The following is a 15,209-nucleotide window of genomic DNA, read 5'->3' as shown; positions in this document are numbered from 1 at the left end:
AAGCACAATTCGCAAGTCGGCTGTGCTGGCCGACGGAGAATATCTACTGAGGTAACAGAGTGATACCGAAAGGGTTGGATGAGCTATACGGAGGTCCGTAGGGCGGCGCGCGACGCCGAGACCGCCGTTATTGCCCGTGGGCCGGAAAATATGCGTCCAATGACGTAGGCGACATCAAAACGAACTGCCGCCTTTTTGCGCAAAATGCTTTAATCTGCCAGCCAGACAGAGGCGTTTTGCGGATGACGCCAAATCAGACCAGGAATGCTGCAGGTTCAGCTGCGCAGTTCTGCCTCGGCGGCCTTGTGCTGGGACTGGTGACCCTGGGCTTCTTTCGGCTTCACGCCGACCTCGGCTCAACCGCGTTCGCGGATCTGATCGTGATTCTGCTGTTCTCCCTGATCGGCAGCTTCGCCGCCGCAGTCGTGCTTTGCTTTTTGTCCGTTGCGAGCCTGGCCTATTTTTTCGCACCTCCCACCCTAAGCGTCGCAATCGACCTTTCGCAGCATGTCGTCACGATGGCCGCCTTCTGCGTAACCGGGGTGATGGTGGCGTGGCTGATCGGAAATGCCCGCCGGGAAAAGGAGATGGCGCTTGAGGCCGAGGCAAATCTCAGGCGCAGCCAAGATGAACTGCGCGATAGCGAAAGGGAATGGCGGGAGGTTTTCGAGCACAATCCGGTCATGTATTTCATGATCGATGCGCACGGCACTGTGTTGAATGTGAACACTTTCGGTGCCGCTCAGCTTGGCTATACCGTGGCGGAGCTGGTCGGCCAGTCCGTGCTTGACGTCTTTCTCTCGGAAGACCATGCGTTCGTGAACAATTGCATTGCGGTCTGTCTGGAATCGATCGGCCAATCGCACACGTGGGAAATCCGGAAGATCAGGAAAGACGGCTCGCTATTGTGGGTGCGCGAAAATGCCAAGGCCATGCGGCGCGCCAACGACGAGCTCGTCGTTCTGGTTGCTTGTGAGGATGTCACCGAGCGGAAGCGAACCGAACATGCCCTGCAGCAGAGCGAGGCCTATCTCGCACATGCGCAGGAATTGAGCCACACCGGCAGCTTCGGCTGGAGGGTCGCCACCGGCGAGATGATCTGGACACCGGAAACGTTTCGAATTTTCGAATACGATCCCGCGACCCAGCCGACGCTTCAGTTGGTCATCGAGCGGACGCATCCGGAAGATCGCACCGCGGTGCAAAGCACCATCGATCAGGCATCCCGCGACCAGAGCGATTTCGAGCATGAATACCGGCTTCTAATGCCGGATGGCTCGGTGAAATACGTCCACGCCCTGGCGCGCGCGACGATCAATGCGGCCGGCAGCCTCGAGCTTGTCGGAGCGCTGACAGACATCACGGCGGCAAAGCGAGCGGAGCGGCAGCTGCGCCGCAGCGAGGCCTATTTGGAAGAGGCCCAGCATTTGAGCCACACCGGCAGCTGGTCGTGGGACGTGCGCCGTCGCGACTTCGTGTACCGCTCGGCCGAGGTCTATCGCCTGTTCGGCTTCGATCCCGAACAGGGCGCATCGGCGGAACAGATCCAGTCGCGGATTCCTGCGGAAGACCAGCAAATGCTTGACGAGGTGGTACGGCGGGCTGTGCAGGCCAAGCAGGGAGATTTCAAATTCGATTTCCGGGTCGCATTGCCCGACGGCGCGATCAGGTACGTCCACTCGGTGGCGCACCCGGTTCTCGATAGCGATGGCGAGGTCAGCGAGATCATCGGCACGTATATGGACATGACCGAGCAATACGCAGCGAGGGAAAGGCTGGAAAAGGCCTTTCTGGCGCTGCGCGAAAGCGAACAACGCTTCCGCGACTACGCTGAGACGGCCTCCGACTGGCTTTGGGAGACCGGGCCGGATCACCTTTTCACCTATATATCGGAGCGGTTGAGTGCCTTCGGCATCGATCCGGCGGGGCTAATCGGCAAACGCCGTCTCGATGCGGCGACCGACAAGGAGGCTGAGCCGCGGAAATGGCGTGAGCATATGGCGACGCTGGAGCGGCACGAGCCGTTCCGGAATTTCGAGTACACATGCGGCGACTCGGCCGGGCACCAGCGCCATGTCAGTGTGAACGGCCGGCCCGTCTTTGCCGCCGACGGTCGCTTCATGGGTTATCGCGGGACGGGCACCGACACGACCAACCAGCACGAAGCCGAGGAACGACTGCGTCAGTCTCAAAAGATGGATGCGATCGGGCAACTCACGGGTGGTATTGCCCACGATTTGAACAACGTCCTCACCGTCATCACCGGGACGATCGAGATCCTTCAGGAGGGTATTGCGGAAGAGCCCCAACTCGCTTCGATCGCCCAGCTCATTGGCGACGCGGCGACGCGTGGCGCCGAGATCACATCGCAGCTCCTGACATTCGCACGCCGTCAGCCGCTGGAGCCGCGCGAGATCGATGTCAATCGCATGGTCACGGACACCGCGAAGCTGCTCAAGCCGATCCTGGGCGAGCACATCGACATCGAGTCCGACCTGGCGGACGATACCTGGTTCGCCATGGCCGATCCGTCGCAGCTTTCGGCCGCGATCGTCAATCTCGCGGTCAACGCGCGCGACGCCATGCCGGGGGGTGGCAAGCTCAAGCTCGCAACCGTCAATGTCGGGCGCGACGATCTCGATGCGTCGAGGGAAAGCGACGTGAAGTCGGGAGAGTTCGTGATGATCACGGTCGCCGACACCGGCCATGGCATTCCCACCGACATCCTCGACCGCGTGTTCGAGCCGTTCTTCACCACCAAGGGAGTCGGCAGGGGGACCGGACTGGGACTGAGCATGGTCTACGGCTTCGCCAAGCAGTCCGGCGGCACCGTCGAAATCGACAGCGAGGAAGGCCGTGGCACTGTTATAAAGCTCTATCTGCCGCGATCGGCGGGAAAGGCGGTCATGACCGCTGAGCCGGTGCATGCGACGGGCGTGCCGCACGGGCACGAGACGATCCTGGTGGTCGAGGACGATGCGCTGGTGCGGGGTTATGTGATCGCCCAGCTGGGGGGCCTGGGCTACCGGACCCTTGTCGCCAGTGACGGCGCGGCGGCACTGGCGCTGGTTGATCAGGGCGTCGAATTCGATCTGCTGTTCACGGACATGATCATGCCCGGCGGGATGAACGGCCGGCAGCTGGCGGACGCTATCACCAAGCGTCGCGGTGACGTCAAGGCGCTTTACACCTCGGGCTATGCCGACAATTCCATTGTCCACGACGGGCACCTCGACCCCGGCGTCGTCCTGCTTCGGAAGCCATATCGGAAATCGGAGCTGGCGCAGAAAATCCGCGAGGTGTTGGGAAGTGGGTCGATGTCGTGATCGTAATTTCCGCGATCCACGAAAAGAAAGGCGCGGGATCAGTCGACTCCCCCCGGAAATGCTTCAAAGACAATCCGATCGTCCAGTCGCGCAGAACGTCGTGGCGGAACGTGCCGCCCAAGAACCTGCTGGCCCTGTCTCCCCGGCCCCCCGAAGGGAACCCTAATTGCGGCTACTCATGCGGAGGGAGGGTCGATCGCAAAGCGATCGCGGGGTGGAGTGACGCCCCATGGCCGGTGCTCCAGTCCTTCACCCCACCCCTGCTCACATTGCTGCGCTCATGTGAGCCACCCTCCCCCTCCAGGGGAGGGTGGCAGTGCTTGGCTGGCGTCTCACTCAATAAGCGTCATCACGCGCGAATGGCGTTTCCGCGATTGTCTCGCGTGAGATCAGGCAACGCAAGCGCGCTCTATCCCGCAAAGCAAAACGGCGCGCATCGCTGCGCGCCGTATTGAATTCCGCCTGCCATGACGCGGAAAGATCCGCGTCAGCGAGCTCAGCCTGCGGCTTGCACCGCGCGCTGCGCCATTACCTTCACGAGATTGGCGCGATAGTCGGCCGAGCCGTGGATATCGCTCAGCAGGCCGTTAGCAGGCACCGCGACGTTGTCGAGCGCTGACGGAGACCAGTTCGCCTTCAGCGCCGATTCGATTGCACCCACGCGCATCACACCGGTCTGCGAGGCGCCGGTGGCGGCGACGCGCACCTCGCCACCCTTGGCCCTGGTCACGAACACGCCGGTGAGCGCGAAGCGCGACGCCGGATGACGCATCTTGGCGTAGCCGGCCTTCTCCGGAATCGGGAACGAGACCTCGGTGATGATCTCACCGTCCTCCAGCGCGGTCGTGAACAGGCCCTGGAAGAAATCGTCCGCCGCGAGCGTGCGCTTGTTGGTTTTCACGGTGGCGCCGAGCGAGAGTACGGCGGCCGGGTAGTCTGCGGCGGGATCGTTATTGGCGAGCGAGCCGCCGATGGTGCCGCGGTGGCGCACGGCGGGATCACCGATCAGCGAAGCCAGATAGGCCAGTCCCGGGATCGCCTTCTGCACCGTGTCGGAGGTTGCGACGTCATAATGCGGCGTCGCGGCCTTGATCGTCACGGTGTCGGCGGAGGCCGCGATGCCAATCAGCTCCTTGATCTTGCCGATATCGATGACGTCGGACGGCGCGGCGAGGCGCTGCTTCATGACAGGAAGCAGGGTGTGGCCGCCGGCGAGAAATTTCGACTCGCCGCCCTTGCCGAACAGCGCGACCGCTTCGTCGACCGACGAGGCACGGTGATAGTTGGTCTGATACATGGGAAACTCCCTGAATTGTTTTTGAGGTCATTCCGGGATGCGCGCCTCCCGCGCGCAGACCCGGACTCTCGAAAGTTCAACCGCGTCAGATTCCGGGGGCGCGCTTGCGCACGCCCCGGAATGACGATCACCCGTTTATTGCGTGCCAGACCCGGTCCGGCGTCGCCGGCATCTCGAGCTTGTTGTTGCCGATCGCGTTCGTGATCGCGTTGATCACCGCCGCCGAGGCGCCGATCGCACCGGCCTCGCCGCAGCCTTTCACGCCGAGCGGATTGCCCGGGCACAAGGTCGTGGTGTGGCTCAGCTTGAACGACGGCACGTCGTCGGCGCGCGGCATCGCATAGTCCATGAACGATGCCGTGACCGGCTGGCCGTTGCCGTCATAGACGGCGTGCTCCAACAGCGCCTGGCCGATGCCCTGCACCAGGCCGCCATGGACCTGGCCCTCGACGATCATCGGGTTGATCAGCCGGCCGAAGTCATCGGCCGCGACGAAGTTGACGAACGAGGTCTTGCCGGTCTTGGCATCGACCTCGAGCTCGCAGATATAGGTGCCGGCCGGGAAGGTGAAGTTGGTCGGATCGTAGAACGCGGTCTCCTTCAATCCCGGCTCCATGCCGTCAGGCAGATTGTGTGCGGTGTAGGCAGCGAGTGCGACCATCGGCAGCGCCATGGTCTTGTCGGTGCCCGCCACCTTGAACTCGCCGTTCTCGATCACAATGTCGCCTTCGCTCGCCTCCAGCTGATGCGCCGCGATCTTCTTGGCCTTGGCTTCGACCTTCTCCATTGCCTTGAGGATTGCGGTGAGGCCGACCGCCGCCGACCGCGAGCCATAGGTGCCCATGCCGAACTGCACCTTGTCGGTGTCGCCGTGGACGATCTGCACCTGGCTGATCGGCACGCCGAGCCGGTCGGCGACGAGCTGACAGAACGTCGTCTCGTGGCCCTGGCCATGGCTGTGGCTGCCGGTGAGGATCTCGATGGTGCCGACCGGATTGACGCGGACCTCGGCGGATTCCCACAGCCCGACGCCAGCGCCGAGGCTGCCGACAGCCTTCGAGGGCGCGATGCCGCAGGCCTCGATGTAGCAGGAGAAGCCGATGCCGCGCAGCTTGCCTTGTGCCTGTGCCTGCGCCTTGCGCGCGGGGAAGCCGGCATAGTCGATGGCCTTGAGCGCCGCGTCGAGCGAGGCGTTGAAGTCACCGGTGTCGTAGGCCATGATCACCGGGGTCTGATGCGGGAACTGGGTGATGAAGTTCTTGCGCCTGAGCTCGGCCGGATCGACCTTGAGCTGGCGCGCCGCAGTCTCCATCATGCGCTCCAACAGATAACTCGCCTCGGGCCGCCCTGCGCCTCGGTAGGCATCGACCGGCGTGGTGTTGGTGTAGACGCCCATCACCTCCGCATAGATCGCGGGGATGTCGTACTGGCCCGACAGCAGCGTCGCGTAAAGATAGGTCGGCACCGAGGACGAGAACAGCGACATATAGGCGCCGAAATTGGCGTGGGTCTTGACCCGCAGCCCGACGATCTTGTTGTTGGCGTCGAACGCCATCTCCGCCTTGGAGATGTGGTCGCGGCCATGGGCGTCGGTGAGGAAGGCCTCGGTGCGGTCGCCGGTCCATTTCACCGGACGGCCGACCTTCTTGGAGGCCCACAGCGCCACCATCTCCTCGGGATAGATGAAGATCTTGGAGCCGAAGCCGCCGCCGACGTCAGGCGCGATCACCCGCAGCTTGTGCTCGGGCGCGATGTTGTAGAACGCCGACAGCACGAGACGGGCGACATGCGGGTTCTGCGAGGTCGTGTAGAGCGTGAAGTGCTCCTCGGCCGTGTCATAATCGGCGATGGCCGCGCGCGGCTCCATGGCATTCGGCGCCAGCCGGTTGTTGGTGAGCTCGAGGCTGACCACATTGGCAGCCTTGGCGAAGGCGGCGTTGACGGCGGCTTCGTCGCCGATCGACCAGTCGTAGACGACATTGCCGGGCGCTTCGGGATGCAGCTGCGGCGCGCCTGCTTTCAGCGCCGAGGGCATATCCGGCACCGCCGGCAGCTCCTCGTAATCGACCACCACGGCCTCGGCGGCATCGCGCGCCAGGTTCTTGCTTTCGGCGATCACGACCGCCACCGCTTGGCCGACGAAGCGCACCGTCTCCGGCGCCATGGCCGGCCAGGCGCCCATCTTCATCGGCGAGCCGTCTTTCGAGGTGATGGCCCAGCCGCAGATCAAATTGCCGATCTTGTCATCGACCAGCTGCTTGCCCGTCAGCACCGCGATCACGCCGGGCATGGCTTCGGCCCCGGAGGCGTCGATGCTCTTGACCTTGGCGTGGGCGTGGGGGCTGCGAATGAAATGGGCATAGGTCATGCCCACCAGCTTGATGTCGTCGACGTAGCGGCCCTTGCCGGTGATGAAGCGCTTGTCTTCCTTGCGCACAACGCTGGCGCCAATGCCTTCGATACCCATGCGATCCTCTCCCTGCCGGAGTTCGTTATTCCGCCGCTTCCCGTCGAGAGCGGCAGTATTGATGCGTTGCGGGGCGCGGCCTGCTACTCGGCGGCCTGCGCCAGCTTCATGCGGCCGGCGGCGTCCAGCACCGCCTTGACGATGTTGTGATAGCCGGTGCAGCGGCAGATATTGCCTTCGAGCTCCTCGCGCACCGTGGCCTCGTCGAGCTGTGCGCTGTGGCGGTGCACAATATCGATCGCGGACATGATCATGCCGGGCGTGCAATAGCCGCATTGCAGGCCGTGATTGTCGCGGAACGCCGCCTGCATCGGGTGCAGCTCATCGCCCTTGGCGATGCCCTCGATCGTGGTCACGCTGCTGCCATCGGCCTGGCCGGCCAGCACAGTGCAGGACTTGACCGCACGCCCGTCGATATGGACGACGCAGGCACCGCACTGGCTGGTGTCGCAGCCGACATGGGTCCCGGTCAGGTTCAGATGATCGCGCAACAGGTGGACCAGCAGCGTGCGGTCCTCGACCTCGACCGCGACCTGCTTGCCGTTCACCGTCAGTTTGACTGTCGACACTTTGACCCTCCCGCTGGATTTTTCGTTATTCCAATTAGAAACAGCGCCATCATCAGTTTGCAACTCGAATTTTTGCCCCCGATGTCATCGCGGCGTCTTGCGTCGCGCGCCTCGATTCGATGTCGACCGGCGCGCCGCCGTATCAGGCGGCCGCAAATTTACCGGCCCTTATCCATTGTGACGTAGTTTTGATCAGTGGCTGGGCGTTGTGCACCCGGCCCGACAGATGCTGCGACAAGAATTATTTCGGGGGTAGGAATGTCTGCGCGTTCGGCGCCACAGCGGCGGCCTGGGAATTTTCTGACCCTCGGCTTCCGTGGCAAGATCATTCTCGGCTTCGCCGTCGTGCTGGCCATCTCGACCGCCAGCATCGGATTTGCCTATTTCGGCTTCGAGCGGGTCGCCGCCGCGGTCGCCGCCTATCGCGCGAGCGTGGCGGAAGCGGATGCCGCGCGGACCATCGACCGGGAGCTGGTCTCCTACCAGGCGCTTGCCCGTTATTACGCGCTGACCGGCAATCCCGACGACGAGAGCGCGGCGATGGCCGCGCAGGAGGGGCTGCAGGCGGCCATCGCCAAATCGACTGCCGCCACCACTGCCCCGGAACGGCGGGCGCAGCTTTCGCAGCTGCAAAGCGAGTTTCAGGTCTTCAGCAAGATCTTTGCCGATATCGTCAACCTCACCCGCGAGAACAAAAAGATCGTGGCGGACCAATTGATGCTCACGGGCAACAAGATCCGCTACAAGTTCGACGATCTCGCCGATACCGCCGCGCTCGCCGGGCTGCCCAACATCCAGACCACTGCCAAGGATCTGACCGGTCAGTACCTGACCGCCTCGACCCTGGTCGGCACCTTCACCGCCAAATCCGAGCCGCGCACGGCCGACGGCGCGATTGCGCGCATCCGGTTTCTGGAGACCTCGCTGGTCACGATCTATGCCAGCGACGAGAAGATCACCCAGCGTGTCACCGAGCTCGGCGAGCTGCTGAAGCAGTATCGCCTCTCCTTCACCAAGCTGGCGGAGAACGTCAAGGCGCTCACCAAGCTCGAAAAGCAGATGGGCGAGGCCGCAGTCACCATCGTGAAGCTGTCGAACGCCCTGCGGTCCGACCTGTCGGCGGATCAGCAGCGCATCGAATCGGCGGCCAATGCGACCATTGCCGAGATCGAACGGCTGATCGCCATACTGGCGATCGGCGGCCTGGCGCTCTGCGCGGCCTTGGCGCTGATGCTCGGCAACGGCATTTCGCGGCCGATGATCACGATGTGCAAGGCGATGCGCGAGCTCGCCTCCGGCAATTTCGACGTCAGGCTGCCGGGTCTCGGGCGGTCCGACGAGCTCGGCGAGATGGCCGCCGCGGTCGAAGAGTTCAAGCTGCAGGCGGTCGCCAAGGCCGAGCGCGACGCCGCAAGCCAGGACGCGCAGAACAAGGCGGCCGGGGCTGCGCGCCGAACCGAGCTGATCCGCTTCGCCGACGAGTTCGAGGCCGCGGTCGGCTCGATCGTCGCCAACGTGTCGGAATCCGCGCATCAGCTGGAACATGCCGCGGCGACCCTGACCCGCACCGCGGAGACCACGCAGGGCCTGGCGAGCCGGGTGGCCGGCAGTTCCGGACAGGCCACCAGCGGCATCGAATCGGTTGCGACCGCGACCGAGGAGCTCTCGACCTCCGTGGCCGAGATCGGCCGCCAGGTGCGCGAGTCCAACCACATCGCCGAATCGGCGGTGGCGCAGGCGGAGGAGACCGATGGCCGCATCGGCAAGCTGTCGCTGGCCGCCCAGCAGATCGGCGACGTCGTCAAGCTGATCACCGCGATTGCCGAGCAGACCAATCTGCTCGCGCTGAATGCCACGATCGAAGCGGCGCGGGCGGGCGATGCCGGGCGCGGCTTTGCCGTGGTCGCCTCCGAGGTGAAGTCGCTCGCCAGTCAGACCGCGAAGGCCACCGACGAGATCTCGAACCATATCTCCGGCATGCAGGAGGCGACCAAGGAATCGGTTGCGGCGATCAAGCAGATCGGCGGCACCATCGGCCAGATCTCGACCATCGCCTCGTCCATTGCGAGCGCGGTCGAGCAGCAGGGCACTGCGACGCAGGAGATCGCGCGCAACGTGCAGGGCGTTGCCGTCGGGACGCGCGAGGCCGCCGCCGATATCACCCAGGTCAACCGCGGCGCGACCGAGACCGGCTCGGCCTCGGAGGAGGTGTTGCGCTCGGCGAAGTCGCTGTCCTCGCAAAGCGCGCGGCTGCGCGAAGAGCTCAACCGCTTCATGTCCAACATCCGCGCGGCGTAGCTATCCCCCGGACTCGGCAAGTTGCACCGGAGCGGCCGGCGAGGTTCATCCCGGCCACCCAGCACTCCGCCGTCATCCCCGCGAACGCGGGGATCCATACTCCGCGGCGATCATTTGACGGGCGGTATTCAGTCGCGTGCCCTAATCGAGCATCACGCGGTATGGGTCCCGGGTCGCACTCGCTTCGCTCGCTTGCTCGGGACGACAGCCGAGGGGATGCGGCAAGCCCCCTTCGAAAACCTCTGTCCATCGTGACGGCACGTCGAACCCCGAGTTCCTGTGCCTCGTCCCGGGAACCGCGCGCGCCACGCCGGCGTTGGAGCGGGGTGGCATGTTGCCGCATTTGCTCCACCGTCTCCGTTCAATGGGTCTGAACGGGCGGTTTCCGCGCCCTCACATGGTCTCATATGGCTGTTCGGCACGCATTCGCACCCGATGACGGCGCTGCCGCCGCTGCGCCACCATCATCGTTGTCTCCGGCCGAGCCGGTGCCCTCCGGCGATGACAGCCGCGTTATCGCCACCAACATTCCGGCCCGGCTCGACGATCTCCGCTGGAGCGGCTTTCATACCCGCGTCGTACTTGCGCTCGGCATCACCTGGGTGCTCGACGGGCTTGAAGTTACGCTGGCGGGCGCATTGTCCGGCGCGCTGAAGGCGAGCCCGACGCTGCAGTTTTCAAATTTGGATGTCGGTCTCGCCAACAGTGCCTATCTCGCCGGCGCGGTGCTCGGCGCGCTCGGTTTCGGCTGGCTCACCGACCGCATCGGCCGCCGCAAGCTGTTCTTCATTACGCTCGCGCTGTATCTGACTGCAACCGCGGCCACGGCGCTATCCTGGAGCGTCGCCTCCTACGCGCTGTTTCGTTTCCTCACCGGCGCCGGCATCGGCGGCGAATACACCGCCATCAATTCCACCATTCAGGAACTGGTGCCAGCGCGCTATCGCGGCTGGACCGATCTGTTGATCAACGGCAGCTTCTGGCTGGGCGCTGCGATCGGCGCCGGCAGCGCCATCGTGCTGCTCGACCCGGAGCTGACCGGCCCCGATCTCGGCTGGCGACTGGCTTATGCCACCGGCGCCTGCCTCGGTCTCATCGTGCTGGTGATGCGGATGTGGATTCCGGAAAGCCCGCGCTGGCTGATGATCCACGGCCATCCTGACGAAGCGCACAAGATCGTGGCCGACATCGAGCGTGACGTCACCGGCCATGATCGCGAGGAGCGCGCGAAGGAGCTGCCGAAGATTAAGCTGCGCATGCGCGACCACACGCCGCTCCGCGAGGTCGCGCGCACGCTGCTCGTGTCCTACCGCCAGCGCTCACTGGTCGGGCTGACGCTGATGGTCGCACAGGCCTTCTTCTACAATGCGATCTTCTTCACCTTCGCGCTGGTGCTGACCGATTTCTATGGCATCAAGGCCGATCAGGTCGGCTGGTACATCCTGCCGTTCGCGGCCGGCAATTTCTTGGGGCCGCTGCTGCTCGGGCGGCTGTTCGACACGCTCGGCCGCCGCACCATGATCACGCTGACTTACGGCGTCTCCGGCATCCTGCTGGCCTTGACCGGCTACCTGTTCTCAATCGGCGTGCTGAACGCGCAGACCCAGACCGCCGCGTGGATGGTGATCTTCTTCTTTGCCTCGCCCGCGGCGAGCGCGGCCTATCTCACCGTGTCGGAGAACTTTCCGCTGGAGGTGCGCGCGCTCGCCATCGCGCTGTTCTATGCCATCGGCACCGGGATCGGCGGCGTTGCGGGGCCTGCGCTGTTCGGCGCGCTGCTGGATACGGGCTCGCGCACCAGCGTGTTCGCCGGCTATCTGTTCGGCGCGCTGCTGATGGTGGTCGCGGCGGCCGTCGCCTTCCGCTATGCGGTGGCGGCGGAGCGGAAATCGCTTGAGAGCGTGGCGCGCCCGCTTGCCGTCATGGAGTGATATGATCATGGCCGACAACAGCGACTTCGCGGAGCTGCCATTGCGAGACATTGCTGACGAGCAAGCCGGTGATGCCGTGATGCCGGTATCGGCGAGTCTGGTGCCGCCGCTCGGCGACATCGCGTTCCTGCTCGACATCGACGGCACCTTGCTCGAGCTCGCGGCCACGCCGCGCGAGGTCTGGGTGCCGCCGGGGTTGGCGGAGACCTTGAACAGGCTTCACGAGCTAACGTCCGGCGCGCTGGCGCTGGTCAGCGGCCGCTCGCTCAATGACATCGATCTGATCTTCGCGCCCGAGGTCTATCCGGCGGTCGGCGGTCATGGCGCCGAGATGCGGCTGGCGATCGACAGCGAGGCGGATGCGGTGCAGGCGCCACCGCTGGATAAGGAATTGAAGCGGCGCCTGGCGGCAATCGCCAAGCTCAGCCCCGGCATTCTGCTCGAGGACAAGGGCTATTCGCTGGCGCTGCATTATCGGCTGGCACCGCAGGCGGAGCAGGCGATCTATCAAGCGGTGTCGCAGATCCGCGCTGACCTGCCGGAGGCGCCGATCGAGGTGCTGCCCGGCAAATGCGTCTGCGAGATCAAGCATGCAGGTTTCACCAAGGCGAGCGGCGTACGCGAACTGATGACGCATTCGCCGTTCAAGGGCCGCAAGCCGCTGTTCATCGGCGATGACGTCACCGATGAAACCGTGTTCGCGATCATGCCGGACTATGACGGTTTGTCGTTCTCCGTCGGGCGGCAAGCGCGCGGCGTGCATGGTCAGTTCGGCACGCCCAATGATGTCCGCATATTTCTCGGCGAGCTCGCGCGCCGCGAGGACGCAAAGCGCTTCTGACCAGTGATCAGATCTGATTAGTCGATCGGCGCCGCGAAACCGGAGGCGGAACTATTCGTCGCCGGTTCCATTGTGATGCGCGTGTAAAACCTGCGGCAAATTCGCGACCGACTTGCAATTGCTTTGAATCATTCTCGAGTTTGTCTCTGCTTTGTTTACACCGCGCCACCGCCCGAATTCGGTTTCATTTGGTTGAAAGGGTGTCCTGGAACCATATTGATGAACAGCTGTTAACCGACGGCTGGACCAACAGGAGGGCACCGGTGAACCTCGTCGTGGTTTCGAATCGGGTGGCGCGTGGCAAGGCCAACGAGCCGATGACCGGTGGGTTAGCAGCAGCGTTGCTGCCGGTCGTCGAGAAATCGGGCGCCATCTGGGTCGGTTCCTCGGGCCGTGTCCGCGACGGCGCCCAGCTGGAACCCATTGTGGAGATCGAGCCGCTCGGCGAAGGCGCGTTGGCCTTGCTCGATCTTCCTGCGGCGCACTATGCCGGCTACTACGAAGGGTTCGCCAATTCCGCGCTGTGGCCAGCGCTGCATTCGCGCAGCGACCTGATCCGCGTTTCCCATGACGACTACGAGTCCTATCGCGAGGTCAATGCCTTCGTCGCGCGATCACTGATGCGGTTCCACAAGCCGGATACCTTGTTCTGGATCCAGGACTATCATTTCCTCTCGCTCGGTGCCGAGCTGCGCGACCTTGGCGTCAAGAGCGCGATCGGATTCTTCCTGCACACGCCCTGGCCGTCGCGCTGCGTCGTCGACAGCCTGCCGCATCATCCCGAGCTGCTGGAGGCGATGCTCGCCTATGACCTGATCGGGTTCCAGACCGCGGATGATTGCGAGAATTTCATCGACTGCCTTCGCACGAGTCTCGGCCTGAAGGTAAAGAGCGGCGTGGTGCGGTCGCGCCATGGGCGCACCCGGCTTGCCGTGTTCCCGATCGGCATCGACGCCGACAAGTTCGCGCAGGCCGCCACCAAGGCGGTCTCGCATCCCGACGTGTCGCGGCTGCGCCGCAGCCTGCAGGGCGAGAAGCTCGCCATCGGCGTCGACCGGCTCGACTATTCCAAGGGCCTGGTCAATCGCATTAGCGCATTCGACCGGATGTGGAGCCTGCATCCGAATTTGCTGCGGTCGGTCTCGCTGTTGCAGATCGCAACGCCCTCGCGCGAATCGATCCCGGCTTACGGCAATCTGCAGAGCGAGGTGGCGCGTCTCATCAGCGAGGTCAATGGTCGCCACGGCGAGGTGGATTGGACTCCGATCCGCTATCTCAACAAGGGCTACGGCCAGAGCGTGCTGGCGGGACTCTACCGCACCGCGCAGGTCGGGGTGGTGACGCCGCTTTATGACGGTATGAACCTGGTCGCCAAGGAATATGTCGCCGCCCAAAGTCCGGTCGATCCCGGCGTGCTGGTGCTGTCGAAATTCGCCGGCGCCGCCAACGAACTCGACGCGGCGCTGCTGGTCAATCCGCACGATATCGACGGCATGGCGCGGACCATCGCGACGGCGCTCTCGATGCCGCTGGCCGAACGCTGCATGCGCTATGAGGCCATGATGGCGAAGCTGCATCGGCACTCGATCCAGCAATGGTTTGCCGATTTCGTCACGGCGTTGCAGGCCACCGAGCTCGAAGAGGCCGATGTCGAACCGCTGCCGGCAACGCCGCCCGGCTTCCTGGTGCGCCGCGCCTCCTCGTCCGGCGCGCGCTACCACTGAGAGTTTTAGACCCTCATAGCAAGGCGGCGCGCACGGGCCGTCTTGATCACCAGCCGTTGGCCTTCGCTCAATTGCAATACGACACGCCGTCCAGCACCGCGCAGCGCAGCTTGTTCGGCGCGCTCGGATTTTCCATCGGCACCATGCCCTTGCCGTGACCGACGAAAACGCCCGGGCCGACCACCACGGAGGCCTTGTTGCCGACGATGACGCTGTCGTGCCCCTTCAGCCGGGAATGGGTGCCGTCCGGCCACAGGATGGCGTCGCCCTGCCAGATGCCCTTGCGGCCGTCGTCGCAGGTGACGTCGACGCCCTGCCGGGTGCACTGATCGGCGCGCGCAGCGGTGACGCCGGCCGCGACCGCCAGCAGCAGCATGGCAAGGGGCAGGGGACGGAAAAAGCGGGGCGCGGTCATCGGTTGTCCTCCGGGGGAAAGGGCGCGAACAGTGGGTCTCACCAGGCTGATTCGGGGTTCATTGCAGCGTTCGGCTGGCCGCTGATGCCCGCGCAAGGCGCGAAACGGCTAAATTCGTCAGAGGTTTGGCGAATTTTTGCCGCGACGGGCGCTTGATGGCTTGCAAAAGGGCGCCGAGACCGCCAAGAGAGGGCCCTTCGGAGAGATGGCCGAGTGGCTTAAGGCGCACGCTTGGAAAGCGTGTGTGCGGGAAACCGTACCGTGGGTTCGAATCCCACTCTCTCCGCCATCTGCACGATTTTTTGCTCCAAACTCCGATCTTCTACGATCCTAAACTGTGC

Annotated in this window: 9 protein-coding genes and 1 tRNA gene; 6 read left to right on the top strand and 4 right to left on the bottom strand. The window is 64.2% G+C overall.

Translation table 11 applies throughout. The annotated features are described in order from the left end of the window. Nucleotides 1-242: 242 nt before the first annotated feature. Nucleotides 243-3,326, top strand: a complete 3,084-nt coding sequence (locus tag ACQR1W_RS36315) for a PAS domain S-box protein (protein WP_434855264.1) — start codon at nt 243-245, stop codon at nt 3,324-3,326. A 496-nt stretch (nt 3,327-3,822) separates the two neighbouring features. Here ACQR1W_RS36315 and ACQR1W_RS36310 read toward each other — a convergent pair whose 3' ends face one another. The 3 genes from ACQR1W_RS36310 to ACQR1W_RS36300 all read right to left on the bottom strand — a co-directional run bounded on the left by ACQR1W_RS36310 (nt 3,823) and on the right by ACQR1W_RS36300 (nt 7,659). Then, complete coding sequence (locus ACQR1W_RS36310; protein ID WP_434855263.1) at nt 3,823-4,623, bottom strand: FAD binding domain-containing protein; 801 nt, start codon at nt 4,621-4,623, stop codon at nt 3,823-3,825. A 127-nt stretch (nt 4,624-4,750) separates the two neighbouring features. Beyond that, nucleotides 4,751-7,090, bottom strand: coding sequence for a xanthine dehydrogenase family protein molybdopterin-binding subunit (locus ACQR1W_RS36305; RefSeq protein ID WP_434855262.1), 2,340 nt, complete (start codon nt 7,088-7,090; stop codon nt 4,751-4,753). Between the two features lie 83 nt (nt 7,091-7,173). Continuing rightward, nucleotides 7,174-7,659, bottom strand: a complete 486-nt coding sequence (locus ACQR1W_RS36300) for a (2Fe-2S)-binding protein (RefSeq protein ID WP_008973916.1) — start codon at nt 7,657-7,659, stop codon at nt 7,174-7,176. Between the two features lie 258 nt (nt 7,660-7,917). Here ACQR1W_RS36300 and ACQR1W_RS36295 point away from each other — a divergent pair, with 258 nt between their 5' ends. The 4 genes from ACQR1W_RS36295 (at nt 7,918) to ACQR1W_RS36280 (ending at nt 14,453) form a co-directional block, all read left to right on the top strand. Next, the gene (locus ACQR1W_RS36295; RefSeq protein ID WP_434855261.1) at nt 7,918-9,957 is read left to right on the top strand and encodes a methyl-accepting chemotaxis protein; all 2,040 of its coding nucleotides are present in this window, start codon (nt 7,918-7,920) and stop codon (nt 9,955-9,957) included. Between the two features lie 407 nt (nt 9,958-10,364). Then, a complete protein-coding gene (locus ACQR1W_RS36290) occupies nt 10,365-11,888 on the top strand; it encodes an MFS transporter (protein ID WP_434855260.1) in 1,524 nt (507 codons plus the stop codon). Nucleotides 11,889-11,895: 7 nt separating this feature from the next. Then, entirely contained in the window at nt 11,896-12,729 is an 834-nt protein-coding gene (gene otsB / locus ACQR1W_RS36285; RefSeq protein ID WP_434855259.1) for a trehalose-phosphatase, read from the top strand. Between the two features lie 263 nt (nt 12,730-12,992). Then, nucleotides 12,993-14,453, top strand: coding sequence for an alpha,alpha-trehalose-phosphate synthase (UDP-forming) (locus ACQR1W_RS36280; RefSeq protein WP_434855258.1), 1,461 nt, complete (start codon nt 12,993-12,995; stop codon nt 14,451-14,453). 67 nt (nt 14,454-14,520) lie between these two features. Here ACQR1W_RS36280 and ACQR1W_RS36275 read toward each other — a convergent pair whose 3' ends face one another. Then, nucleotides 14,521-14,829 carry a hypothetical protein gene (locus ACQR1W_RS36275; protein WP_434855283.1) on the bottom strand — a complete coding sequence of 103 codons (309 nt, stop codon included), beginning with the start codon at nt 14,827-14,829 and terminating at the stop codon, nt 14,521-14,523. Nucleotides 14,830-15,067: 238 nt separating this feature from the next. On the opposite strand from ACQR1W_RS36275, the gene ACQR1W_RS36270 reads away from it, so the two are divergent. Beyond that, nucleotides 15,068-15,157, top strand: a tRNA-Ser gene (locus ACQR1W_RS36270). Nucleotides 15,158-15,209 lie beyond the last annotated feature (52 nt).

This window comes from Bradyrhizobium sp. HKCCYLS1011 (assembly GCF_051167795.1).
Taxonomy (GTDB): Bacteria; Pseudomonadota; Alphaproteobacteria; order Rhizobiales; family Xanthobacteraceae; genus Bradyrhizobium.
The sequence above is the reverse complement of the archived record's forward strand: the minus strand, read 5'-3'. Positions and strand labels throughout refer to the sequence as shown.